The 23330-nt window shown below is 71.0% G+C and carries 19 protein-coding genes; 7 read left to right on the plus strand and 12 right to left on the minus strand.

What is annotated here, in order from left to right:
• Positions 1–60: 60 nt before the first annotated feature.
• Positions 61–744, plus strand: a complete 684-nt coding sequence (locus ACQEUX_RS04945; protein ID WP_433041779.1) for an alpha/beta hydrolase — start codon at positions 61–63, stop codon at positions 742–744.
• Between the two features lie 75 nt (positions 745–819).
• Here the strand turns inward: ACQEUX_RS04945 and ACQEUX_RS04950 are convergent, their stop codons facing one another.
• From ACQEUX_RS04950 to ACQEUX_RS04960, 3 genes are all read right to left on the minus strand, one after another.
• A complete protein-coding gene (locus ACQEUX_RS04950) occupies positions 820–1455 on the minus strand; it encodes a DUF305 domain-containing protein (protein WP_433041782.1) in 636 nt (211 codons plus the stop codon).
• A 71-nt stretch (positions 1456–1526) separates the two neighbouring features.
• Positions 1527–2420 (minus strand): DUF1996 domain-containing protein, encoded by an 894-nt coding sequence (locus tag ACQEUX_RS04955; RefSeq protein ID WP_433041784.1) that lies wholly within the window; start codon positions 2418–2420, stop codon positions 1527–1529.
• A gap of 246 nt (positions 2421–2666) precedes the next feature.
• On the minus strand, positions 2667–3326 hold the full coding sequence (locus tag ACQEUX_RS04960; protein WP_433041787.1) for a C39 family peptidase: 660 nt from the start codon (positions 3324–3326) through the stop codon (positions 2667–2669).
• 454 nt (positions 3327–3780) lie between these two features.
• Here ACQEUX_RS04960 and ACQEUX_RS04965 point away from each other — a divergent pair, with 454 nt between their 5' ends.
• A complete protein-coding gene (locus tag ACQEUX_RS04965; RefSeq protein ID WP_433041790.1) occupies positions 3781–4713 on the plus strand; it encodes a diacylglycerol/lipid kinase family protein in 933 nt (310 codons plus the stop codon).
• Between the two features lie 16 nt (positions 4714–4729).
• On the opposite strand, the gene ACQEUX_RS04970 is transcribed toward ACQEUX_RS04965, so the two are convergent.
• Positions 4730–5158, minus strand: a complete 429-nt coding sequence (locus ACQEUX_RS04970; RefSeq protein WP_433041793.1) for a hypothetical protein — start codon at positions 5156–5158, stop codon at positions 4730–4732.
• A gap of 202 nt (positions 5159–5360) precedes the next feature.
• A complete protein-coding gene (locus ACQEUX_RS04975; protein WP_433041796.1) occupies positions 5361–7244 on the minus strand; it encodes a Xaa-Pro dipeptidyl-peptidase in 1884 nt (627 codons plus the stop codon).
• 331 nt (positions 7245–7575) lie between these two features.
• Between ACQEUX_RS04975 and ACQEUX_RS04980 the strand changes: the two genes are divergently transcribed.
• The 4 genes from ACQEUX_RS04980 to tnpB all read left to right on the plus strand — a co-directional run bounded on the left by ACQEUX_RS04980 (position 7576) and on the right by tnpB (position 13536).
• Positions 7576–10929 (plus strand): S8 family peptidase, encoded by a 3354-nt coding sequence (locus ACQEUX_RS04980; protein WP_433041799.1) that lies wholly within the window; start codon positions 7576–7578, stop codon positions 10927–10929.
• A gap of 152 nt (positions 10930–11081) precedes the next feature.
• Entirely contained in the window at positions 11082–11738 is a 657-nt protein-coding gene (locus ACQEUX_RS04985) for a DUF998 domain-containing protein (protein ID WP_433041802.1), read from the plus strand.
• A gap of 41 nt (positions 11739–11779) precedes the next feature.
• Positions 11780–12160 carry a DUF1801 domain-containing protein gene (locus tag ACQEUX_RS04990; protein ID WP_433041805.1) on the plus strand — a complete coding sequence of 127 codons (381 nt, stop codon included), beginning with the start codon at positions 11780–11782 and terminating at the stop codon, positions 12158–12160.
• Entirely contained in the window at positions 12157–13536 is a 1380-nt protein-coding gene (gene tnpB, locus ACQEUX_RS04995) for an IS607 family element RNA-guided endonuclease TnpB (protein ID WP_433041808.1), read from the plus strand. The genes ACQEUX_RS04990 and tnpB overlap by 4 nt, the downstream gene beginning before the upstream one ends.
• Positions 13537–13665: 129 nt before the next feature.
• On the opposite strand, the gene ACQEUX_RS05000 is transcribed toward tnpB, so the two are convergent.
• The 7 genes from ACQEUX_RS05000 to ACQEUX_RS05030 all read right to left on the minus strand — a co-directional run bounded on the left by ACQEUX_RS05000 (position 13666) and on the right by ACQEUX_RS05030 (position 22623).
• Positions 13666–14166, minus strand: a complete 501-nt coding sequence (locus tag ACQEUX_RS05000; RefSeq protein WP_433041811.1) for a DUF2231 domain-containing protein — start codon at positions 14164–14166, stop codon at positions 13666–13668.
• A gap of 151 nt (positions 14167–14317) precedes the next feature.
• Positions 14318–15559, minus strand: a complete 1242-nt coding sequence (locus ACQEUX_RS05005) for an SGNH/GDSL hydrolase family protein (RefSeq protein WP_433041814.1) — start codon at positions 15557–15559, stop codon at positions 14318–14320.
• Positions 15559–17973, minus strand: coding sequence for a glycosyl hydrolase family 95 catalytic domain-containing protein (locus tag ACQEUX_RS05010; protein ID WP_433041817.1), 2415 nt, complete (start codon positions 17971–17973; stop codon positions 15559–15561). The genes ACQEUX_RS05005 and ACQEUX_RS05010 overlap by 1 nt, the downstream gene beginning before the upstream one ends.
• An 80-nt stretch (positions 17974–18053) precedes the next feature.
• The gene (locus tag ACQEUX_RS05015; RefSeq protein WP_433041820.1) at positions 18054–19901 is read right to left on the minus strand and encodes an alpha-galactosidase D; all 1848 of its coding nucleotides are present in this window, start codon (positions 19899–19901) and stop codon (positions 18054–18056) included.
• Positions 19902–19978: 77 nt separating this feature from the next.
• A complete protein-coding gene (locus ACQEUX_RS05020) occupies positions 19979–21145 on the minus strand; it encodes an ROK family protein (RefSeq protein WP_433041823.1) in 1167 nt (388 codons plus the stop codon).
• 93 nt (positions 21146–21238) lie between these two features.
• The gene (locus tag ACQEUX_RS05025; protein WP_433041826.1) at positions 21239–21874 is read right to left on the minus strand and encodes a LysE family translocator; all 636 of its coding nucleotides are present in this window, start codon (positions 21872–21874) and stop codon (positions 21239–21241) included.
• A gap of 2 nt (positions 21875–21876) precedes the next feature.
• Entirely contained in the window at positions 21877–22623 is a 747-nt protein-coding gene (locus ACQEUX_RS05030; RefSeq protein ID WP_433041829.1) for a metallophosphoesterase, read from the minus strand.
• 92 nt (positions 22624–22715) lie between these two features.
• On the opposite strand from ACQEUX_RS05030, the gene ACQEUX_RS05035 reads away from it, so the two are divergent.
• Positions 22716–23321: a CGNR zinc finger domain-containing protein gene (locus ACQEUX_RS05035; protein ID WP_433041832.1), complete on the plus strand. Its 606-nt coding sequence runs from the start codon at positions 22716–22718 to the stop codon at positions 23319–23321.
• Positions 23322–23330 lie beyond the last annotated feature (9 nt).

Below are 23330 nucleotides of genomic sequence, written 5' to 3' on the forward strand. Positions count from 1 at the left end.
GGCTATCGTTGTCGCCGGACATTGTGTCCGACAATGCGTCCGGCCGAAGAGAGAGAAGACATGACCTCCACCCGCCCCACCCTGTTGCTCGTCCACGGCGCCTGGCACCGACCGGCCGTCTGGAACCGACTCCGGGCTGAACTGGACGTCCTCGGCTACCAGACCCGGGCCGTCGACCTGCCCACCTCGGGACCGGACGCCCGGGGCGGCATGCAGGACGACGCTGCCGCCATCCGCAAGGAGATCGCTGCGATCGGCAGCCCGGTCGTCGTGGTGGCCCACTCGTACGCCGGCATCCCGGTCAGCGAGGCCGCCACCGGCCTCTCTGAGGTCGAGCACCTCGTCTACCTGGCGGCATACCAGCTGGACCGTGGTGAGTCGATGTTCAGCTTCCACGGCGCGCCGGACCCGGCGGAGACCGAGGGGATGTTCCCGCTCATCGCGGACCCGCGGAACTCGCTCTACGCCGACCTGTCGGACGCCGACGCCGAAGCCGCCATCAGCCAGCTCGTCGACCAGCGCCTACAGTCGTTCGCGGACCGGGTGGCCGAGCCGGCCTGGCGTTCGATCCAGTCGACCTACATCATCTGCGCGAACGACCAGGCCATCCCGGTGCCGCTGCAGGAGAAGATGGCCGGCCGGGCCACCAGCGTCCGGCGCATCGAGTCCAGCCACTCGCCGTTCCTGTCCCGTCCGGCTGAGCTCGCCGCACTGCTCGACGAGATCGTCACCAACCAGGGCTGAGTGTTCGCGGTTCCCGCCCCGGCGCGGCTGGCTCACGTCACCTCGGCTCCGTCGAGCCGGCCGGCGGCGTTCACGTCACCGGCCGGGGATCGGTGGCCGGTCCATCCGTTCGAGCCGGGTGAGCTCCACGTTGCCCGCCCGGACCACCGCCCTGGCGAACGCGGTTGTCGCGGGGTGGAGCCCGGCTCGCTGCTCCGCGGTGCCGATCCGTACCGACTGTGCCAGGTGCGCGCGCAGGTGCTGGCCTGCCAGCCGGTGGAACGCGAGCCCGCTGGACGACCGCAGCACGGCCAGTTCCTCGTCAGTGACCATGCCCGGCATGTCGTGGCCCTCGTGCGGGTTGGTCGCCGGGGCACCGGACTCGGTGAGCAGCCGACGGGCCCGGCTCAGGTCCTCGCGGTGTGCCGCGCCGACCCGGGCGGCCAACCGTCGCCAGGCCGGGTCGGTGGTCCGGCTCGGCACCATGTCGAGCACCGGCAGCAGGCGTTCGGTCATCGCCACCGTCAGCTGAAGCCATGCGACGTCGGTGGCGCTGAACTGGTTGGTAGGGCCGGCCGTTCCGATAGCCGGGACCGGGCCGGGTGGTGCGGCTGCCGCAGGCGCGGCGGGCGGTGGCGTGGTTCGGGCGGGAACCGGCGATCCGGTGGCGCAGCCGGTGACGAGCGCCGCCACGAGGAGCAGGGGCATGGGTACGGTCACGGGGGCCCGCATCCGGCCTCCTTTCGCCCCGGACGGCGGGCCCGGCATGGCCGGACCCGCCTCCGCGGTGTGTACGTGTCGGCTCAGATCGGTCGACCGTCGTGACCGCACTTGATGACGGGGCGGATGCAGTCCTGGACCCGGCGAGCCATCTCCGCCACCGGCCAGGCGTTGAAGAAGTCGCCGTGCATGGTGTAGCCCGGACCGGAGGCCAGCCGGAACTGCGCCGGGTCCCCGGTGACCGGGTACCGCAGCACCTGCCGCAACTTCGGCACGTGCACCGGGTGGGTGCTCGGGCAGGCCTGGTTCACCGGGTAGGCCAGGTGGCTCTTGTGGTCCGGGGAGTCGAGGTCTCGGCCGTTCCAGCACTGGGGGAAGTCCAGGTATGACTCCAGCATCGTGCCGGCGGGGCAGTTGACGAAGTCCTTCGACGGCGGGACGTGCCCGGCGTGCAGGCACGACCAGCGGGCGATGCTGTCGTTCGGACCGGTGGCTCGCGCGTTGCCGGCGACGAGTCGCAGCCCCAGGGGGAACGGCTGGGTGTTCGCGACGACGTCGGCGCGCACCCCCTCGCCCAGGTAGTAGAACGTGGCGATGGCCGGCTCCACCGGCACGTTGTCCCGGTACAGGGTCGGCACCCAGTAGGACGAGACATCCACCCGCGGGTTGCAGGTGGTGGGGGAGTTGACCAGGTCGGGAAGGGTGGTGTGGGCGTTCGTCACCGTGCTGCCGAAGAAGCTGTGCATGTGCGAGGCCCCGGGCAGCCCGGGGAAGATGATCGGGTCGTCCGGCAGCCGGTGGCTGTAGGTGCAGTCGGCGGGGAACTCGGCGACCCGGATGGCGTTGATGCCCGGGGCGGCGTCGGCCCGGTTGGTGGTGGAAGCGATGTACGTGCCGAGTAGCACCAGCACGGCGCCGATCGCTGCGGCGAAGCGCAACCGGCGGTGGATGCCGGAGAGGGGTGCGGCCCTGTCCATCTCGTGACTCCTGTCGGGGGGACGGGTCAGGGAGAGCTCCGGCGCCGCCGCCGAAGACATCGGAGATTGCCCTGGCCAGACTGGTGGTGGTCTGTTGAGCCCGGGTGCGAGAGAGCGCTCTCACTGACCCCAGCCTCGCCCCGATGTCGAAACTTGTCAATACGTGCCGCAGTTGGTGGTAATGACGACGACGAAGGGCCGGGCCCCGTGGTGGGGTCCGGCCCTTCGGTGGTGTGGTGGTGCGGGTCAGCTGGTGGCGTAGCCGCGGGTGGCGATCCAGTCGGCGAGGTGTTCGACGGTGACCTCGTAGGAGGCGGTGTTCGGGTCGGCGGAGTCGGCGATCTTCACCACGTTCCCGTTGTCGCGGTACCCGACGACGCTGATGTAGTGCCCACCCTCGTAGGAGTGCACCCCACCGTCAACATCGGTGGTGGTGCCGGCGATGTTCGCGACCACGGCCCGACCGTCGTCGACGGTGCGCACGATGTCGCCGCGCAGGGTGTCGGTCTGCTTGTCGTCGGCGCTCGGGTTGCTGATCTCCACGCTGTGGTAGGCGTCGTTCTTACCGGTTTCCTTGTTCAGGACCGGGGTGATGTCGTTGATGGAGTTGGTGCCGGCTTCGGTGGTGCCCATTTCCTTGGCCATGGCGTCGACGCTGATGTCCTTGCCCTGTACGGACAGGGCGTTGCGGGCGGCGGCGGGGCCGCAGTAGTAGAAGTTCGGCTGGGCCTCGTAGCGCACACCGAGCTGACGCTCACCCGAGGGCTTGCGGTCGGTTTGGGTCTGGGTGGTCGGCTTGGCGTCCGACGCGGCGTACGCGGCGGTGACGGGGCCGGCGATGGCGCCGCCGGTGAAGGCGAGCCCGGCAGCGGTCAGGGCGGTCTTACGGATCAGATCGGTACGCATGATGGCGTGCTCCTCTGCGATGGGGGATACACACGACGCCACGGGGGACGGCGACCGTGCGGGGAAGTTCAGAAAAAGGGGGGATCTGCCCGGCGGCTCGGGGGGCCTGCTCGGGTGTCCGGGGGATGTAACCGTGCCGGCCCGGCCGGTGTTCCCGGCGGCTGGCGGTTACGGGGGATGTAACCGTGGCGGCCGGTCGGGTGTTCCCGGTTGGGGCGCCGCACGCCAGAGCCCGGGGGCTACGGCGGCATGCCAGGTATAACGACCCCGCCCGGGCCCCGATTCCGCCGTCAGGGTGGCCCCGCCCACTCGACATCCGGTGCGCCATCGGACACCACGCCCAGCACCGTTGTCCACCAACCGGACATTCGCCCCAGACCCACCCTGACTGGGGCACGCATCAGGTGAGTCACCGGGGCGTAGCGAATCCGCCGGTTGGGTAACAGCGGCGACCATGAGCCCGAGCATCGCCGCCCCCGCCACGCCCGTGACCGCCAACCGGCTGGGCACGGTCGCGGTGGTCGCTCACCGCCGCAAGAGTCTCGGTGGCGGCCTCGACGAGCTGCGGACGACCCTCGCCGGCGCTGGCGTCGACGACCCGCTCTGGTACGAGGTGCCGAAGAGCCGCAAGGCACCGAAGAAGGTCCGCAAGGCGCTGAAGAAGGGTGCCGGGTTGGTCTTCGTGTGGGGTGGGGACGGCATGGTGCAGCGCTGCGCGGACACGCTCTCCGGCTCGGGCACACCGATGGCCATCCTGCCCGCCGGCACCGCGAACCTCTTCGCCACCAATCTCGGCATTCCGGGGGACCTGGCGGAGGCGGTGCGCATCGGCCTGCACGGCCGGCGGCGCCAGCTGGACCTGGGCCGCCTCAACGGCGAGCACTTCGCGGTGATGGCCGGCGCCGGGTTCGACGGCGATCTGATCCGTGCGGCGGACCGGGACCTCAAGAGCCGGCTCGGTCGGCTGGCATACGTCTGGACGGGGCTGCGGCACGTTCGGGGGGAGCTGGTGCACACGCGGATCCGGGTGGACGGGGTCACCTGGTTCGACGGCGAGGCGAGCTGCGTGCTCTTCGGCAACGTCGGCACGATCACCGGTGGCATCCCGGCCTTCGACGACGCCCGTCCGGACGACGGCTTCCTGGAGGTGGGCGTGTCGACCGCGAGCGGGACAGTCGACTGGGCCCGCACCCTCGGCCGGATGGCCGCCGGCCGCTCGACGGACTCGCCCTTCGTCCGGATCACCCGGGGCCGCCGGGTGCGGGTCCGCTTCGCCACGCCCCGGATGTACGAGCTCGACGGTGGCGCGCGCACCGCGGTCAGGAAGCTCAAGGTGCGCTCGGTGCCGGGCGCGCTCACCGTCTGCTGCCCGGACCCGCCCGCCTGACCGACGGTGGGCGGTATCAGGACTTCCGGGCCGTACGCCGGTTGCCGAACGACTCCATCGTGGTCGCCTTCTTGGCGGGCGCCCTGGTGGCGGACGTGGTGCGGGCGCGGGTCGGCGTGGCCTTCTTCGCGGACGCCTTCTTGGCGGCAGCCCTCGTCGCCGGCGCCTTCTTCGGCGGAGCGTTCTTGGCGGCGGCCGCCTTCGCCGTCGGCCTGCGGGTGGGTGTGGCCGTGGTGGCGGAGGTGTCCTTCTTCCGCGCGACGCGGGGCGTGGTCGGCGTGGGCTTCTCGCCGGCCGCCTTGGCCGTGCTGGCACCGGTGGCCCGCTTCGTGGCGGTAGCGACCTTCTTCGCCGCGACCTTCCGGCTCGGCGGCATCTTCTTCGCCTCGGTGGCCTTGGCCGGCCCGGCTGACCTGCGCGCCGGGGTGATCGTCTTGCGTGTCATCCTCGCTCCTCCTCGGGTAACGCCGGCGTCGGCAGCACTGCCGGGCGACAGGTGTCGGCAGGCCACCCGGCCCGATCGGCGCGGTCTTCCCGCGCTCCAGCCCGCCAAACGCCGGACCGACGGGGGAAGTGCCGGTAGCGGCCGGAACGTACCGGTGGGGCGGCCCGAAACGTCGGACCGCCCCACCGTGGGGAGGAGTGGGTCAGAACCCGAGTACGGCCCGACCCCCGACCACCGGAAGCCGCAGCTCACTGTCGTTCGGCGCGACCCGCAGCTCGGTGCCGCCCAACGGCAGCAGGGTGTACTCCTGGTCGCTGGAGAAAACGACCACGCCGATCCGGTGGCCCGCCGGGAAGATGTAGTCCTTCGGCTCCATGGTCCACCGATAGTCGTACAGCTTGCCCTGCTTGACCGGCTCGGTGCGCGCGGCGCTCCTGCGGTTCTGCGGGTCCATCCAGCCGCGGGTCACCACGGTCGGCGCGGCGGTCGACCCGGCCGGGCCGTAGTCGACCAGGTACGCGGTGAGGTTCGCGTCCGGCTTGTTGTCGATCGCCATCCGCAGCCGCATCTCCGGACGGCCGGAGATGCGGACGGCCTGGGTCAGGACGGGGGAGCGGTAGGCGAGTCGGTTCGGGCTGGCCGTGTCAGGGTTGGCGACCAGGGTGTCCGGGTGGATGGTCCGGCCCTCGTCGACGAAGCTCTGCTCGACCTTGGCCTTCGGCGGCTTGCCCGTGGTGAGCGCGCCCGGGGCGGTGGTGTCGGTCGCGGCGAACCGCAGCCCGACCTCACGTGCGGCCGGGTCGGGCCAGTTGGCGTACGTGGTGTAGGCCCGGTCCTCGCGCTGAAGCACCGCCGTCGGCTCGTCCATGATGCCGTTGCGTACGTTCCACAGCCAGAAGTCGAACCAGCGGTTCTCGGTCTGCTTGTACGTCCACGTGCGACCGTCCGGCAGGGTCACCGACGCGCTGCTGCCCGGGCCGCCGTGCCCGCCCTGGTGCAGCCAGATCTTGCGCGGTACGTCGCGCTTGGTGAGCTGGTCCCACCAACCGGCGAAGTGCTCGGTCTTCACGTTCCAGTCGTTGAGGCCGTGGACGACGAAGACGCTCGCCTCGACGTCCCGGGCGTCGAGGTAGTCGCGATCCCGCCAGAACGCCGAGTAGTCGCCGGTGACCCGGTCCTGCTCCTCGGTGATCTTCGCGAGCTCGTCGGCGCAGGGCCCCTCGGCCCGTGCCTGCCCGGCGGTGTACTGGGCCAGGATGTCGAGGTCCTCGCCCTGGTAGGTGCCGGGTGCAACGACGAGACCGTTGGCCCGGTAGTAGTCGTACCAGCTGCTGATCGCGGAGACCGGCACGATGGTCTTGAGTCCCTTGACCCCCGTGGTGGCCACCTGGTTGGGCAGCGTCCCGTTGTAGGAGACACCGGTCATGCCGACCGCGCCGGTGGTCCAGCCGGCGGTGACCGGGGCGCCGTTCGCGTCGTACCCCTTCGCCCGGCCGTTCAGCCAGTCGATGACCGCCTTGGTGCCGAGCGTCTCGGCCTGGTCGCCGCTGGTCGGGCAGCCGTCCGAGTCGCCGGTGCCGACGCTCTGTCCGAGCACCACCGCGTACCCGCGCGGCACGTAGTAGTCGTCCAGCGAGCCGGGCAGGTTGGCCTTCGCCTGGGCCCGCTGGGCCTCCGCGTCGAGCGCCCGACGCCCGGAACGGTCGGTCAAACCGTTCTGCGGCAGGTCGTCGACCAGCACGCTCGGGTACGGCACGTCGCCCCAGGTGCCCTTGCGGTACGGGCTGTGCTCGAAGATGACCGGCACCTTGAAGCCCTGCGTGGCGGTCTCCCGGGGGCGGGAGATGTCGATCGCGACCCGGTCGGGTCGGCCGTCGTGGTCGGTGTCCACCGGGGTCTGGACGAACACCCGCTCCTCGATCGCGTCGGCGAGCGAGAACACCGGTTGGGTCATGCCGTCGCTGACCACGATGCCGGTGGGCGTGGTCGGCGACGGCGGGGCTGCCGTCGCTGTCGGGGCTGCGCTGAGCACCAGGGCGCCGGACACACCGACGCTCAGTAGTGCCAGATGGCGGGGTCGACGCATTCGCGTCCCTTCGGTCGGGCTGGTTGCCGGGGGGTCGGCAGAGACGAATCTCGAAGATCCAATCGTCGATATGCTAGGACCCGGGCCGGCGTCTCGTCGATCCCTTCGAGGGGGGATGCCTCCTTCGTCTCCACTGTGCTGTTACCGGGTCGGCGGGCGGAAATCGAAACGACATCGAACCGACCCCAGTGCCGAAACACTTCCGAAACCCACGCCGACCGAGTGGGAAAACCCCTGGTCGAAGATCTCCGGCGATCGCGCGCCTGTGCATATGATCTTGCAGGAACTCGCCCGAAGAGGGCACGTTCGTCCACATAAGACGAGGAGCACCATGCTCAGGAAAACGCGCTGGCTGTTGGCCGTCGCCGTCACGGCCACGGCGCTGACCGCCGTACCGGTCGGCTCGGCCACCGCCGGGCCAAGCGGCATCGGTCTGACCAGCACACCCGATGCCCCCACCGACGAGAAGACGCGCACCGTCACCCTGCTGACCGGGGACGTGGTGACCGTACGGAGCACCGGATCGGGATGCCCGCAGGCCACCGTGCGGCCGGCCGACCCGAACACCGTGATCCGCCAAACCTGCGGACCGGACGGCCACCTGCACGTCATTCCCGCCCGCGTCGCGTCCCAGATCGGATCGGTCCTCGACCCCGACCTCTTCGACGTCACCGCGCTGATCTCGGACGGGTACGACGACGAGAACACCTCGGAGTTGCCGGTCATCGTGCAGCCCGCCACCGCGTCCGCCCGGGTGGCCGCACTCGGCGACGTGCTGCCGCTGCCCAGCATCGGCGCGGTCGCCGGCCACGTACCCAAGAGGAGCCCGGCCACCGCGAAGCTGGCGACCAACTCGGTGCTCGCCGGTGCGAAGAAGGTCTGGCTCGACCGCAAGGTCCGCGCCACCGCGCTGACCGGCGGCGGCCAGCACGCCGACCTCGACCGTAACCTGGAGCAGATCGCCGCGCCCGACGCCTGGAAGGCCGGCTACACCGGCAAGGGGATCACCGTCGCGGTACTCGACTCCGGTGCCGACTTCACCCACCCGGACCTGGTCGGCCGGGTCGCCGACCGGGCCGACTTCACCGCCGAGGGCGGTGACGCCGTCGATCACAACGGCCACGGTACGCACGTCGCCTCGACCATCGCCGGCACCGGCGCGGCCGCAGACGGCCAGCGTCGCGGCGTGGCACCGGACGCCAAGCTGATGATCGGCAAGGTCCTCGACGACCACGGCTCCGGCGAGGACTCCGGGATCATCGCCGGCATGGAGTGGGCCGCCGCCCGGGCCGACGTCATCAACATGAGCCTCGGCGGCAGCGACCCGGACGACGGCAACGATCCGCTCTCGCTCGCCGTCGACGGTCTGAGCAAGCAGACCGGCGCCCTCTTCGTCATCGCCGCCGGCAACAGCGGCGGCGCGATCTCCTCGCCCGGCTCCGCCGCCAGTGCGCTGACCGTCGGCGCCGTCGACCGTGACGACGAACTCGCCCCCTTCTCCAGCCGGGGACCGCTGGTCACCAGCAACGTGGCGAAGCCGGAACTGGTCGCGCCCGGTGTCGACATCGTCGCCGCCCGCGCCGCCGGCACCAACCTGCAGGACCCGATCGACAAGCACTACGAGGCGATCAGCGGCACCTCGATGGCCAGCCCGCACGTGGCGGGCGCCGCCGCGCTACTCGCCCAGCGGCACCCGGGCTGGACCGGTGAGCAGCTCAAGGCCGCCCTCGTCGGTGCCGCCGACCCGCTGACCGGGGTCGACGCGTACGCCGTCGGAGCCGGCCGGCTCAACGCGGCCCGGGCCCTCGGCGGCCCGACCAGCGAACAGCCGGTGGTCAACCTCGGCACGTTCGCGTACCCGCAGTCCGGGACCAGCGAGGCGAAGCTGAGCTGGACCGGTGCGACAACCCCGGCGACGACGAACCTCGACCTCGACGTGTCGATCGTCAACCACGACGGCCAGCCGGTGTCGCGCTCGGCGGCGTCGCTCTCGACGAGCCGGCTGACGCTCAAGCGCGGTTCCACCGCCGGCGCGACCCTCCGGATCAACCGCGCGGCGCTGGCCGCCCGGCCGGGCTTCTACCTGGCCACCGTCACCGCCCGCGGCCCCGGCCGCAAGCTGGTCTCGACCACCCCGGTGAGCTTCTACGTCGAGCAGCCCAGCTACGACCTGACCATCCAGACGAAGCCGTTGCCGGGCCTGCAGGACGGCGCGGAAACCTGGCTCGACGTCCTGATCACCAACCTCGCCGATCCGGTGATCTACTACGGCGGCGTGGGGGGTGCGCCCGGAGACACCTTCACCACGCGGCTGCCGGCCGGCCGGTACGCGCTCCTCGGCTCCTCCGTCGCCTACTACGTCGACAGCGACGTGCTGGAGACGACGCTCGTCGGTGAGACCGACCTGAGCGTCACCGGCAACCGGAGCGTGACCCTCGACCCGGCGCGAGCCGAGCCGGTGACGGCCACGGTCGACGGAGTCGCCACCACGCCCACCCTGATCGAACTCACCAGCCTCCAGACCGCGCCGAACGGCCTGTCCTGGCGCAACCGGATCACCGGGTACGGCGCCGCGACGACCGTCCGCACCACGGCGCTGCCGAAGCCCGGCGTCGGATCCCGGCGCACTTGGGCGGCCGTCAACCTCAACTCGCCGGCCGGCACGGCCAAGACGTACCGCTACAACCTCATCCACGAGTACCCGAACGGCGTACCCGCCGATCCCGCGTACCGGGTGACCGCGGCCGAGCAGGCCAAGCTTGCCCGGATCGAGGAGCGGTTCCACCAGCCGGACTCGGAGGGGATGGTCACCCAGCTGATCCGCACCGGCCTCACCCCCGACGGGCTGGAGCTCACCCAGACCCACGAGGGGAACCTGCCCCCGGACCGCACCGACTACCTCTCGCCCGGGTTCCTCTGGGCGGACGAGGGTGTCTACGGTGGCCTGTCGGCCCAGGAGGCGCCCCGCACCTACCAGCCGGGCAGCCGGCAGACCAAGGTCTGGGCGCGGCAGCCGCTGCACTCAGGCTTCTACGACGACCCGGCCGGCGCCACGTGGAGTTGTGCCACCGCACCGTCGCGGACCCGGGGCAACCTGCACATCGACCTGGTGTCCCTGACGGACCAGCATCAGCGGGCCGACTGCCTCCAGGGCACTTCGATCGGCGTGAACCGCAAGCTGTCGCTGTACCGCAACGGCAAGCTGGTCGAGGAGCGGGACCGCCCGCTCGCCGACTTCACCGTCCCGCAACAGGTGGCGGACTACCGGTTGACCCTCGACGTCGACACGAGCCTGATCCTGCCGATCTCGACCAAGGTCAACACCTCGTGGACGTTCCGGTCCGCCGGGCCGGACGGGACCGAGAGCGTGCCGTTGCCGCTGCTCGCGGTGGACTACGCGCTGCCGATGGACACCAACAACCACGCCACCGGCGGTACGGCCGAGTTGGCCGTCCGGCAGGCGCATGGTGTCACGGCGCAGAAGGTGACGTCGTTCCAGGTCTGGACCTCGACCAACGACGGCGCCACCTGGACGTCGGCCCGGGTCACCGGGAGCGGCGACAGCTACCGGGTCGCGCTGCCGAAGGCCGCCTCCGGGCAGGCCGTCTCGCTGCGGGTGAAGGCCGCCGCGAACGGCGGTAGCGGCATCGACCAGACCATCATCCGGGCGTACCACGCCGGCTGATGGTCACCCCGCTGGTGCGGCCCGGCCCCCCGACCGGGCCGCACCAGCACCCCGCCGGTTCGTGGGCGCCCCCGATTTCCGAGCGGACGGTGTCGATCCGGCCCTGCCTCGTTCGTCGTGACGGCAGAAACGCCGACACGAGAGGTGCCCCCATGACGTCTTCGACGACTGTCCCCGAGACCCAGCTTCGCCGAACCCGGTTCCTGCTGGGCTGCGGCACGGTCGCCGGACTTCTCTTCCCCGCCCTGTCGTTCGGGCAGGCGTTCACCCGATCCGGGTTCGACCTGCGCCGGCACGCGCTGAGCTCACTCACCCTCGGTGACCTGGGCTGGTTGCAGGTCGGCGCGTTCGTGGGCACCGGCCTGTTGGCTGTCGCCTTCGCGGTGGGCCTGTGGCGGGCGCTGCGTCCGGGCCGGGCCGGCACGGCGGGGCCGGTGCTGGTCGGCGTCTACGGGGTGGCGATGGTCGGCGGCGGGATCTTCGTCCCCGATCCCGCGCTCGGCTGGCCGCCCGGCGCCCCGACAGGGCTTCCCGAGCAGCTCAGCACGGGCAGCGTCCTGCACACGGTGTGCGGCGCGGCGGCGTTCCTGTCGCTGATCGCGGCCGGCCTGCTAGTCGCCCGACGCTTCGCCGGCCAGGGCCATCGGGGTTGGGCGCTCTACAGCGCCGCCAGCGGCGTCGTCGCGTTCGTGCTCACCGCCCTGCCGTGGAGCGAGGAGAGCGCGAGCATCCGCTTCGCCGTCGGAGCGGTGCTCATCTCGGGCTGGCTCGTGGCCCTCTCGTGGCGAGCACGGGATGAGGTGGCCTGATCGCTGCGATTCTGGTCGTACGCATGTGCCAGTATCACGCCATGGCCACAGCGAAGCAGCCGGTGACCGTTCCGACCGCGATCAGCGTCGACGACTTCCTGGCCAGCAATCCCGACGAACGTAGGCGGGCCGACGCGGGGCGGCTCCGCGCGATCATGGGGGAGCTGACCGGAGAGCCGGCGGTGATGTGGGGCCCGAGCATCGTCGGCTTCGGCAGCTACCACTACACCTACGCGAGCGGCCGGACGGGCGACGCACCGCTGGTGGGGTTCTCGCCCCGCAAACAACACCTCGTCGTCTACCTGGTGCGCGACGTCACGGAGATCCTGATGGCGTTGTGCGTCCGCCTGTTCGGCAGCCGAGCCGCCGCGAACCGCGCCCGCCGCGCAGTCGAGGCCGTCACCGAGAGCAGTCCGGTGTGAAGACGATCCAGGCGTACCGGTACGCCCTCGACCTCACCCCGGCGCAGGACCGCGACGTGTACGCGCACGTCGGGGCCGCCCGCGTCGCCCACAACTGGGCGCTCGCCCAGGTCAAGGCGGTCATGGACCAACGCGCGGCCGAGCGTTCCTACGGCGTCGCGGACGAGTTGCTGACACCGTCGCTGTCGTGGTCCCTCGCAGGGCTGCGCAAGGCGTGGAACGCCGCGAAGCCCGAGGTGGCGCCGTGGTGGGCCGAGGTGTCCAAGGAGGCTTTCAACACCGGTCTCGACGCCTTGGCCCGTGGGTTGAAGAACTGGGCCGACTCCCGCAGTGGCAAGCGATCCGGGCGGCCGGTCGGGTTTCCCCGGTTCAAATCCCGCCGCCGTGCCACACCATCGGTGCGGTTCACCACCGGGGCGATCCGGGTCGAGCCGGACCGTAAGCATGTGGTGCTGCCGAGGCTGGGCCGCTTGAAGCTACACGAATCCGCCCGCAAACTCGCCCGCCGCCTCGACGACGGCGTTGCACGGATCCTCTCGGCGACAGTGCGCCGTGACGGCGGCCGTTGGTATGTCGCGTTCACCGTTGAGATCGAACGCACCGAGCGTGCCCCGGCCCGACCGAAGTCGGTGCTCGGCGTCGATGTCGGGATCAAGCACCTCGCGGTGCTGTCCACCGGCGAGCTGGTCGCCAACCCGCGCCACCTGGCTGGCGCGCAGCAGCGGATGCGGACGCTCGGCCGGTCGTTGTCGCGTAAGGCCGGCCCGGACCGGCGTACCGGCCAGCGTGCGTCGAAGCGTTGGGAACGGGCGGCAGCCCGGCTCGGCCGCGTTCACGTCCGGGTGGCGAACCTGCGCCGTGACGGCCTACACAAGCTCACCACTCGTCTCGCCGCGACGTACGGCACGGTCGTGGTGGAAGACCTCAACGTCACCGGCATGCTCGCCAACCGCAAGCTCGCCCGGCACATCGCCGACGCCGGTTTTGCGGAGATACGCCGCCAGTTGGCATACAAGACCGGATGGAACGGCGGCCGGTTACTCGTGGCCGACCGCTGGTATCCGTCCTCGAAAACCTGCTCGGGATGCGGCGCGGTGAGAACCAAGCTCGCCCTGTCCGAGCGCGAATACCAGTGCGAGGCGTGCGGTCTGATCATGGATCGCGACCGCAACGCCTCACTCAACCTGGCCGCACTCGCGGCTGAGTTGAATACCGCCGGGAGTGGCCCGGTGGCAGCACGTGGAGCCGACCGGAAGACCCGCGTTCGCGGGCGGGTGGCGTTGAAGCGTGAACCCGGCACGGCATCCGCCGGTCAGACCGGGACCGTCCCACCGCAAGGCGGGACTGCCGATCATGTGCTAACTCAAGCGCACTGAGAGGTAACGGATGCCTCTACCTCAAGCGGTTGGAGGACGTCGACGAGAGCGCGCTGCGGGAGCTGATCGACCGCACGGCCCGTGTGCACAGGGGCGTCGAACGGGCCAGCCGACGCTGAGCTGCGGGCCTCACTGGCCCGTCCAGACCGCCTTCGCGCCGGAGTCGCCGGTGCGGACCACGTAGTACACGGCGATGCTGGCGGCCACCAGCGACAACACCTGCAACGCCAGGGTCAGCGCCCGACCGCGCCGCCCACCGTCGGTGGCGCTCGCCTCGGCCGCTCTCGGCGGGACGAACCAGACCAGTGCCAGCGCCACGATCGCCAGCCCGATGGTGGCGTAGAGCGTCATGTTGCCGAACCCCTGGTGCGTCTCCAGCGTCGGGATGAACTCGGGGGTGACCCGGTTCGCGGAGCGCATGCGCTCGAAGAACGCGTCACCGGAGAGCTTCGCCAGCAGGGCAGAGGCCGGCGCGCCCAGGGCGAGCAGCCCCAGCACCCAACGGGTGTGCGGCCGGATCGGCGCGACGAGCGCGTAGCCGATCGTCAGGAGGGCCAGCAGGGGCACGAACACGACCGCGGCGTGCAGCACCAGAGGATGGGCGGGGATGCCCATGAACTCCTCGAACATCGGCGTCTCCTCCGGTGGTGTCGGGTGGACCTCGATCGTCCAGGGATGGACGTTATCGGTACGGAAGAGACATGTCAGCCCCCACGATTGCCGGCCCCGCCCATCCGGTCGGCCACCGTGCTGACCGGCCGGATGGACGTGGGCTGACCGCTCAGCGGTCGCAGCGCAGTGCGTTCAGGTCGACGGCATCCGCCATCGCCTGCATGCCCTTGTCGTTCGGGTGGAGGTGATCTCCGCCGTCGAAGACCGGCAGGAGCGCCTGCGGGTCGTACGGACTGCGGGTGATCTTGTCGAAGTCGACCACGGCGTCGAACACGCCGCTGTGCCTGATCCAGTCGTTGACGCCCTGGCGCACGGCCTCACCGGCGGCGTCGTACTCGTACCAGCCCTTGTACGCCATGACCGTGGCCCCGACGACGCACTTGCCCGCCGCGTGCGCCCGGTCGACCAGTTGTCGATAACCCGCGGTCAGGTCGTCCACGGTGACGCCGGTGTGGGCCTTGATGTCGTTGATGCCTTCGAACACGAACACCGTGCTGACCCCCGGGTGGGCGAGCACGTCGCGATCGAACCGGTGCAGCGCGGCCTCTCCGGCGCCGTCGGCGAGCACCTTGTTGCCCGAGATGCCCTCGTTGGCCACGCCCTTCACCGGGCTGTCGGTCGCGGCCTGGAGCCGCCGGGACAGGTAGTCCGGCCAGCGGCGGTTCCGGTCCGTGCTGGACGCCCACCCGTCGGTGATCGAGTCGCCGAGGAGCACCACCGAGCTGATCGCCGTGGACGTCTGCACGCTGACGGCGTCCAGCCAGTACCAGGAACTCATCGCGTCGGTCCAACTGGTCGCCGCCTCCTCGGCGGCGTGGTCACCCGCCGCCGCGTACGACGTCTGCATGGCCATGCCGTGCCCGCTCGTCGGGCCCTGGGCGCCGGTGACGTAGAGGCTCACGACGAGATCGCTCTGGGCGGCCACCGTCCCGGGCAGCGGGTCGCTGAGGATCGTCTCCCCGGCCGGGACGGTGACCGACGGTTGCCCGCCGAACGTCAGCCGCCGGTTGCTGCCCGGGACCAGCTCCGCACCCTGCAGCCGCAACCCGGCGTAGGCGCTGGCGAAGGTGACCGGGTGCTCGCCGAAGGCGTTGGTCAGGCGGATCCGCAGGGCGTTCCCACCGACGCTGGTGCGCACGACCAGCCGGTAGCTGCGCTCGGCGGGCCCGGCGCCCTGCCGTTCGGCACTGGCGCCCCAGGTGAGAGCGAAGTGCCGGTCCCCGCCGGCCGCCGACACCGGGTCCTGCTGAACCCGCACCTGCGCCACCACGGTGCCCAGCGTCACGCATACCGCCGTGACCAGCGCGGCGACGACGACCGGCGCCAGGCGACGCGGATGCCCGGCACGCATCAGAGGTTCCTCAGGGTGACGGACTCGCCGGGCTTGAGGGTGATCCGGCGCGGTGTGCCGCCAGCGACCACGGTCGTGCTGCGGCCACCGACGCTCGTCAACGTCGCCTGGGTGACCCTGCCGTTGCGCCAACTGACGTCGGCGACGAAACCGCCGCGTACGCCCACACCGGCCACCGAACCGGCCGGCGCCCAGGCGGCGGGCAGCGCGGGCAGCAACTCGACGTGGCCGGGCCGGGAGTAGACCAGCATCTCGACGATCGCCGCGGGTGTGCCGAGGTTGGCGTCGATCTGGAAGATGCCGCGCCCGGGGTTCGTCTCGTAGATGTCGAAGAGGTTCATCGCGCTGCCGTTGCTGCCGTTCGTCGACGGCCTCAGGTTGTTGACGATGAGCTGGTAGGCCTTCTCCGCGTCCTTCAGCCGAGCCCAGCACAGGCTGCGCCACGCGTTGGCCCAGCCGAAGCTGTTCATACCGCGTGCGGTGAGCAGGGCGGTCGCGCCGGCGACGATCTCCGTCGGGGTGGAGCCGTCCGGGCGGATCCGGTCGCCGGGGAAGAGGCCGATCAGCGGGGAGAGGTGCCGGTGGGTGGTCTCACCGAGGTTGTCGGGTGACATCCACTCCTGTAGCCAGCCCGAGGTGGGGCTGACCTCGGGCAGGTAGAGGCGCTTGCGGAGGCCGTCGATGGTCCGGCCGTGGTCGGTGTCCCGGCCGAGCACCTGGGTGGCGGTGTGGTAGTTCTCGAAGAGGTTCCACACCAGTTCCTGAGAATAGGTGTTGCCCCTGGTGTCCTGCGGCCCGTGTTCGGCCGACCAGTCCCGGTCGGCGACCAGGACCTCGCGTGCGGCACCGGACGCGTCGGTGACGGTCATGCTGACGAGTCGGGTCTCCCAGAACTCCACGGCACCCTTGATGACCGGGTAGACCTTCGCCAGGTAGGCGCGGTCCTGGGTGTACTCGTAGTGCTCGAACAGGTTCTGGCAGAGCCACGCGTTGCCGCTCGGGTGCCACCACCAACCGCTTCCGCCGTACGGGTTGGTGGAGTAGGCGACCGCCCATCCGGCGACGGTGCCGCTGGAGTTGCGGAACCTGTTGGTCGAGGTGTTGAACAACCGCTGGGTCACCTCCGTCCAGACTGGCAACTGCGCGACACAGTAGTCCGCGTAGGCGTCGAAGGTGTCGGTGGCGCCCGCCCGGTCGGCGAGCCAGTAGCTCATCTGGATGTTGACGTCGCTGTGGTAGTCGCCCATCCAGTCCGGGTCGTTGCCGTCGAGCCACGGGCCCTGCAGGCCGATCGGCAGGCTGCCCCGCGATCCCGAGATCATCAGGTAGCGGCCGAACTGGAGGTACGCGGCCTCAAGTTCCGGGTCGGGCACGTTGTCCCGCCAGCGCGCCTGCACGCGCTCCCAGGTGTCCAGTTCGCGCTGGGTGGCGGACGACGTGCCGAGGTCGATGGCGAACCGCTCGAACGCCGGGCGGAAGTCGGCGACGTGGGTGTGCAGCAGATCGCGCACGGACTCACGTGCCGCCGCGAGAACCTTGTCCCGGGCGAGCCGTTCCGGCTCCACGGACGGGTCGCGGAACCCGGCGGCGGCGTCGGGGGCGTAGTTGGTGCCCCCGCTGACGACGACGGTGAGTTCCCGGCAACCGGTGAAGGAGATGGACGTGCCGGTCACCGTGACACGTCCGGTGCCGCTGTACGCGGTGACGGCGGCGCCGTAGCGCAGTCCGTTGGCGAAGGATGCGCCGAACGACGCGTACCGGCCCATGCGGTCGGCGGTGGTCGACTCACCGTGGGTGCCGGCCAGGGCGATCGTGCCGGTGTACGTGCCAGGGCCCTGCTGGGAGAAGTGCAGGACGACGACGTCGTCCGGGCGGCTGGCGAAGATCTCTCGCCGGTAGCCGACCCCGCCGATGTCGTACGCGGCGCTGACCACGCCCTGCGCCAGGTCGAGGGTGCGGCGGTAGTTGTCGACGGTGCCGAGGTCGTGCCCGGGGATGTCGACGGTGAGCGTGGCCAGCATGGTCAGCGAGCCGAAGTCGTCGCGGCCGTAGGGGAACTGGCCATCGCTGTCGAGCGTGTCGTTGCGACCACCGGTCCACAGCGTGGCATCGGTGATCATCAGGAGTTCCCGGGACGGATCGTTGCTCGCGAGCGCCCCGAGACGGCCGTTCCCGACCGGAAGGCCCTGCTCGATCATCGAGGTGGCGGAGCCGGGCGCCTGCCACCAGAGCTGGTTCTTCGCCGCGATGTCCGAAGCGAGCATCGGCGACTCGGTGGGACGCCGGGGGGCCGCCGTCGCGGCGAAGGCGGGCAGGCCACCGAGAGCGGTGGCCGCACCGGTGGCGGCGGCCAGCGCGAGGAAGCCGCGGCGGCTGGGGTGGTTGTCGCGCGGTTCGGTGTTGCGGATGTCCATGTCGGGTCCTCCAACCGGGGCGTTCAACGGATGCGTGCGGCGGCGCGACCCGGCTGCTGCGCCGGGCCGCGCCGGTCACGTCAGAGGGTCTGGGGTACGGCGATCCGGTCGATGTCGGGGGAGTACCAGGTGCCGCTGTCGAACGTGATGGTGTTGGTGCCCGCCTTCAGCGCCAGTTGGACGCTGACGGCCTCGACCGTGCCCCAGTCGCCCGTGGAGGGGAACTTCAGGTAGGTGCCGTTGCCGGTGTTGGAGGAGACGTTGACCGAGCGCGCGTCACCGCTGACGTAGGAGACGGTGACGGTGTAGATCCCGTCCTTCTTCACGGTGACGTCGTTGAACCGCACCTTGCCGCCGACGTAGAGATTGCCGACCTTCTGACCACCGGAGCAGGCGTCGCAGCCGGCGACAGTGGCGTTGCCGCTCAGGGTGTTGGCCGCGGACTCGGCCTCGTAGCTGGTCGAGGCGAGGGCGGTGCCGGGCCGGACGGTGAACAGCCGCGAGCCGTGCGCGGGCAACGCCGCGGTGATCCTGTTCTTCTGCGTCCCGAGGTCCCGGCGGTTCCACACGTCCCGCACCGAGGCGTTACCGGTGAACCCGAAGGACGCCCAGTGCGCGGTGACGGACGCGGGGGCGTCGGCGAGGTTGAACAGCGCGACGGTGTAGCTGCCGTCGGGGTTCTTCGCACCCCAGACCTGCTGGTCGCCGACGGGGGTGACCGGACGGGCGGGCGCGCCGCCGTTCTGGTCGATGGCGATGACCTCGCGGTTGGTCAGCAGGGACAGCCCGTAGTCGTCGAGGCGGGTGAGGTCGTCCCCGGTGTACAGCGGTGACTTCGAGATCGCCCACAGTGTCGCGTACGACTGCCGCTCGGCCTGGGTGAGGCCGTCCATCTCGCCGTTGCCCACGTTGAGCGAGTCGAGGTCGTTCCAGCCGCCGGGCCCGGCCTTGCGGCTCCAGGCCGGCGCGTCGTCGAACCGGTCGTCGACCGAGTTCTCCCAGCTCACCAGGGTGTTGCAGTAGCACTCGACGTCGGTGTCGATCCGCCAGCCGTTGGAGTACCGCTTCCAGTCGGCGGCGTGGTTGATGTCGAGCGACCAGGACAGTTCGAGGTGGATCGGGCGACCGGCGGTGGCGATGGCCTTCTGCCAGGCCGCCACGTCGGCCACGTTGTTGTAGTTGTCACCGGACTTGAACGAGCCCGGGCCGACCCCGTCGAGCTTGAGGAAGTCGTATCCCCAGTCGGCGAACAGCTGCGCCTGGGAGTCGATGTACTTCTGGGCGCACGGGTTGTCGAAGTTCAGCTTGTAGGCGCTGTCCCAGCCGTTGGTGGTGCGCAGGTCCGGGTAGACGATGTCGGCGGTGGTGCAGCCGGGGGCGTTCCAGATCGGCACCGTGCCGTTGACGTACGCCTCCTTCTCCAGCCCGACGGGCAGGTAGATACCCGGCTTCAGGCCCTTGCCGTGGATGTGGTCGGCGACGGCCTTCATGCCGCGCGGGAAGCGCACCGGGTCGGGTGTCTGTCGGGCGTACTGGTCGAACTTCGGCACCCAGCCGTTGTCCCGCCACCAGCCGGCGTCGATGTTGACGTACTCGTAGCCGTACGGCTTCAGCTTGGCGGCGAGGGCGTCCGCCTGCTTCAGCACGTTCGCCTCGGTGAGGTAGCTGTAGTCGCCGTCGGGGTTCAGGCCCGGGTACTTGGAGGACTGCATGGTCCAGCTGGTCCACCCCATGAAGGGGAGCTGGGCGAGGCCAGCGGCAGCCTCCGCCGGGGCGGCCGGGGCCGCGGCTTGCGCCGGGGCGGCCTGCGCCGGGACGGCGCCCGCGCCGAGGAGCGCGGCCAGCGCCGCTGCGACGAGGGGTACGCCGGCTCTCCGTCGGCTGGGCGCGGGGCGGGGCTGTCTGCGGGGGATCGTCGGTGACGGCATAGTCAACCTCCTGGTGGCACGGTGGGTCGAGTCGAGCGCGTTATGGACGGCCGGTGGGGCCGCATTGATGCCGTGGGTCAGGGGACAACGAGCGACTGGATGCTGACCGCGGCCGCTCCGCGGGCCCATTCCTCGAAGGGCGACGGTCGGATGGAGAGGGGGCACCGGGCGGCAGCGCCGAAGGCCTGTCGCTCGAAGCTCGTGCGGATGTGGCTGTCGAACAGGTCGTACGCGGCCAGCCCCTCACCGGACACGACGATGCGGGTGGGGCCGACCAGGTTCGCGACGGCGGCGATGCCGCAGCCGATCGCGCTGCCGGCCCGGGCGAAGATCTCCCGTACCTGCTCGTGGCCGCCGCGTGCCAGGGTCACGGCCTCGGCGATGGTGAGATCGGGGCGGCCGGTGCGGTCGCGGGCCTGCGCCACGATGGCGTCCGTGCCGGCGATCGACTCGACGCAGCCGCGTCCACCGCAGTGGCAGTCCGGGCCGGTGGCGTCGACGGTGAGATGACCGATCTCGCCGGCCACCCCGTACGAGCCGGAGACCAGGCGGCCGTTGACGACGAGGCCGCAGCCGACGCCGGTGCCCACGGTGACCAGGGCGAACGACTCGGCGCCCACCCCCTCGCCGAACCAGTGCTCGGCGGCGGTGAGCGCCTTGACGTCGTTCTCCACGGTGACGGTGAGGCCGGTGCGCTGGGCGGCGAGCCGACCCAGCGGCACGTCACGCCAGTGCAGGAACGGTGAGTAGCGCACCAGGCCGGTGGTGCGGTCGATGTCGCCGGAGAGGGCCAGCCCGAGTCGGTGGACGCGGGCCCGGTCGCCGGGGAACGCGGCGAGCAGGTCCTCGGTGAGCTGGCTGACCTCGGTGAGGACGGCGTCGACGACGGGGTCGGCCAACGGACGCCGGGCGGTGGTCCGCACCTGCGCACGGAGGTCACAGACCACGCCGATCAGCTCGTCGGCGGTGATCTTCACGCCGACGAAGAACTCGCGGTCGGCGCGTACGGCCAGGGGGCTGGCGGGGCGTCCGGCGCCCGGTCCGGAGCGTTCGGTGGCGGCCAGTTCGTGCAGGTAACCCAGGTCGATGAGGGGCCGCGCGGCCTTCGTGACGGCGGCGGAGGAGAGCCCGAGCCGGCGCGCGAGCGCGACCCGGCTGACCGGTCCCTCGGTCAGCACCGTGGTGAACACCGCCGTCGCCGCCGGTGGTCCGGCGAGCGCACCGGCGTCGATCCCAGGAAACATGGACGAAATCTAAGGCGAATATTTAACTTCTTCAAGTATTGATTTGCCTCAGTGCTCAGTCCTAGAGTCGGCGGCGCCGCAGCCACTTCGGACTCAGGTCACCGCCGCACGGACACCGAGGCCGAGCAGGATCGCACCGGTCAGTCGATCGAGCAGGCGTCGCACCGTTGCGGTGCGGAGCAGCCGGGCGGCCGCGCCGGAAACGACGGTCCAGCCGGCGAGCCAGCAGGTGTGCAGCGCGGCGTGTGCCGTGGCGAGAAGCAGCATCGGCACCAGTACCGGCCGACCCGGTTCGAGGAACTGCGGTGCCAGGGTGAGGTAGATGGCGGCGGCCTTGGGGTTCAGGACGTTGCCGAGCAGTCCCTGCAGGTATGGATGGTGAACCCGCCAGGGCAGCCTCCGGGTGGGAACCGTCGGTCGCCGGTCCGCACCCGTGGGCCGGCGGGACGCGGACCAGAGCAGCCAGAGCCCGAGCCCCACCAGGTAGGCGGCGCCGACCAGCTTGACGACCCAGAACGCCTGCGACGAGCGGAGCACCAGCGCGGCCAGGCCGACAGCGGCCAGCGTGGCGTGCACGTAGAGCCCGGTCACCGTACCCAGGATCACCCACCAGCCCTGCCGCCGCCCGCCGGTGGCGACCCGCGAGACGACCAGGGTCAGGCTCGCGCCCGGCGTGGTGGTGATCGGCGCGACGGCGAGAAGGAAACCGAGCACCGCGACGCCGCGCATGCTCAGACCACCACCCGGTAGTGGGTGGTGAGCAGGCCGGTGTCGTCGTACACGTGGAATGCGACGCCGGGCGGCTGCGTCTGGGTGGTCAATGGGCCCTCGCCCTCCCACGGCATCCGGAGGGTGGAGACCACGCCCGGCGCGATCCGCAGTGGACGGCCGGCGAAGGTGCTCGCGGCGGCGGTGTGGAAATGCCCGGTCAGCACGGCGACGACCTGCGGGTGGGCGGTGACGAGTTCGGCCAGGGGGTCGGCCGGCAGGAGCCGCATCGGGTCGATGACCGGGTGGTGCAGCACCACCGGTGGATGGTGGAAGGCGATGAACGTCGGCGTCTCGGCCGGCACCGAACCCAGTTCGTCGGCGAGCCACGCCATCGTCTCCTCGTCCAGGTGACCGTCGTCCTCGCCCGGCACCGAGGAGTCGGCGAGGAGGAAGACCGCACCGGCAACGTCGTGGCGGGCGTTGATCGGGCCGGTGCCGCCGCGGTCGTCACCGAGCAGACCCTTGCGGTACGCGTCGCGTACGTCGTGGTTGCCGGGGCAGATCATGACCGGCAGCGGGGAGTCGAAAAGCTTCGCGGCCGTCTCGTACTCGGCCACCTCGCCGTGGTCGGCGATGTCCCCGGTGATCAGGATCGCGTCGACCGGTCGGGGAAGGGCGTGCAGGTAGTCCATGACCCGGGCGGTCCGCTCGGCCGATCGGGGATGGCTGTCGAGGTGGGTGTCACTGAGATGCGCGATGACCAGCACGAGAGCTCTCCTAATGGCTATTAACGCCACATGCGTTAGGGAAGCTACTCTGGGGCAGGTCGGCCGCACAAGTCGGAACGGAAGGGGAGACCATGTCAGCGCAGCTCGCGCTCGCCCTGGCCAGCACGATCCGGCACGACGGCAGTGGCGGGGTCGCCGACGACCTCGGCGACGTCGCGGGCTTGACCCACTGGCTCCGTGAGCAGGCCGAGCCACTGCGCGAGTACGTCGGTGGGCGCGACGTCCTCGCCAGTGCGGCCGACGAGCGGACCCGGCTCGACGTGGTGGCGGTCCGGCGCGCGGCCCGCACCCTCTTCGCGGTGGCGGTCCGGCCGGGGCCGCCGAGCCGAGCCGACTCCTCCTCGCTGCTCACCCCTCCGGAGGCGGTCGACCAGCTCAACCAGGCCGCCGCGGCGCTTCCGGTCCGGCCGGCGCTGAGCTGGCCGGAGGATGGCGTGCCGACGCTCCGCTGGCAGGGCGAGGAAGCTGAGGCGCGGCTGAGGCTCACCGCCGGGCTGGCGCGCGCCGCTATCGAGTTCCTCGCCAGTCCCGCCCGCGACCTCTTGCGCGCCTGCCCCGCGCCACGCTGCGTACGCTATTTCGTCAAGGACCACGCACGGCAGGAGTGGTGCAAGCCCTCCTGCGGCAACCGTGCCCGCGTCGCGCGGCACTACCAGCGCCACACCGCCGCTCGATAGCAGCCGCGT

Origin of the sequence: Micromonospora sp. CA-259024 (assembly GCF_050936255.1) — a bacterium.
Taxonomy (GTDB): Bacteria; Actinomycetota; Actinomycetes; order Mycobacteriales; family Micromonosporaceae; genus Micromonospora.

Excerpts from the sequence above, each read along its gene's own strand:
- ACQEUX_RS04945 (WP_433041779.1), top strand. The coding sequence starts at position 61 with ATGACCTCCACCCGCCCCACCCTGTTGCTCGTCCACGGCGCCTGGCAC.
- ACQEUX_RS04950 (WP_433041782.1), bottom strand. The coding sequence starts at position 1,455 with ATGCGGGCCCCCGTGACCGTACCCATGCCCCTGCTCCTCGTGGCGGCG.
- ACQEUX_RS04955 (WP_433041784.1), bottom strand. The coding sequence starts at position 2,420 with ATGGACAGGGCCGCACCCCTCTCCGGCATCCACCGCCGGTTGCGCTTC.
- ACQEUX_RS04960 (WP_433041787.1), bottom strand. The coding sequence starts at position 3,326 with ATGCGTACCGATCTGATCCGTAAGACCGCCCTGACCGCTGCCGGGCTC.
- ACQEUX_RS04965 (WP_433041790.1), top strand. The coding sequence starts at position 3,781 with ATGAGCCCGAGCATCGCCGCCCCCGCCACGCCCGTGACCGCCAACCGG.
- ACQEUX_RS04970 (WP_433041793.1), bottom strand. The coding sequence starts at position 5,158 with ATGACACGCAAGACGATCACCCCGGCGCGCAGGTCAGCCGGGCCGGCC.
- ACQEUX_RS04975 (WP_433041796.1), bottom strand. The coding sequence starts at position 7,244 with ATGCGTCGACCCCGCCATCTGGCACTACTGAGCGTCGGTGTGTCCGGC.
- ACQEUX_RS04980 (WP_433041799.1), top strand. The coding sequence starts at position 7,576 with ATGCTCAGGAAAACGCGCTGGCTGTTGGCCGTCGCCGTCACGGCCACG.
- ACQEUX_RS04985 (WP_433041802.1), top strand. The coding sequence starts at position 11,082 with ATGACGTCTTCGACGACTGTCCCCGAGACCCAGCTTCGCCGAACCCGG.
- ACQEUX_RS04990 (WP_433041805.1), top strand. The coding sequence starts at position 11,780 with ATGGCCACAGCGAAGCAGCCGGTGACCGTTCCGACCGCGATCAGCGTC.
- ACQEUX_RS05000 (WP_433041811.1), bottom strand. The coding sequence starts at position 14,166 with ATGTTCGAGGAGTTCATGGGCATCCCCGCCCATCCTCTGGTGCTGCAC.
- ACQEUX_RS05005 (WP_433041814.1), bottom strand. The coding sequence starts at position 15,559 with ATGCGTGCCGGGCATCCGCGTCGCCTGGCGCCGGTCGTCGTCGCCGCG.
- ACQEUX_RS05010 (WP_433041817.1), bottom strand. The coding sequence starts at position 17,973 with ATGGACATCCGCAACACCGAACCGCGCGACAACCACCCCAGCCGCCGC.
- ACQEUX_RS05015 (WP_433041820.1), bottom strand. The coding sequence starts at position 19,901 with ATGCCGTCACCGACGATCCCCCGCAGACAGCCCCGCCCCGCGCCCAGC.
- ACQEUX_RS05020 (WP_433041823.1), bottom strand. The coding sequence starts at position 21,145 with ATGTTTCCTGGGATCGACGCCGGTGCGCTCGCCGGACCACCGGCGGCG.
- ACQEUX_RS05025 (WP_433041826.1), bottom strand. The coding sequence starts at position 21,874 with ATGCGCGGCGTCGCGGTGCTCGGTTTCCTTCTCGCCGTCGCGCCGATC.
- ACQEUX_RS05035 (WP_433041832.1), top strand. The coding sequence starts at position 22,716 with ATGTCAGCGCAGCTCGCGCTCGCCCTGGCCAGCACGATCCGGCACGAC.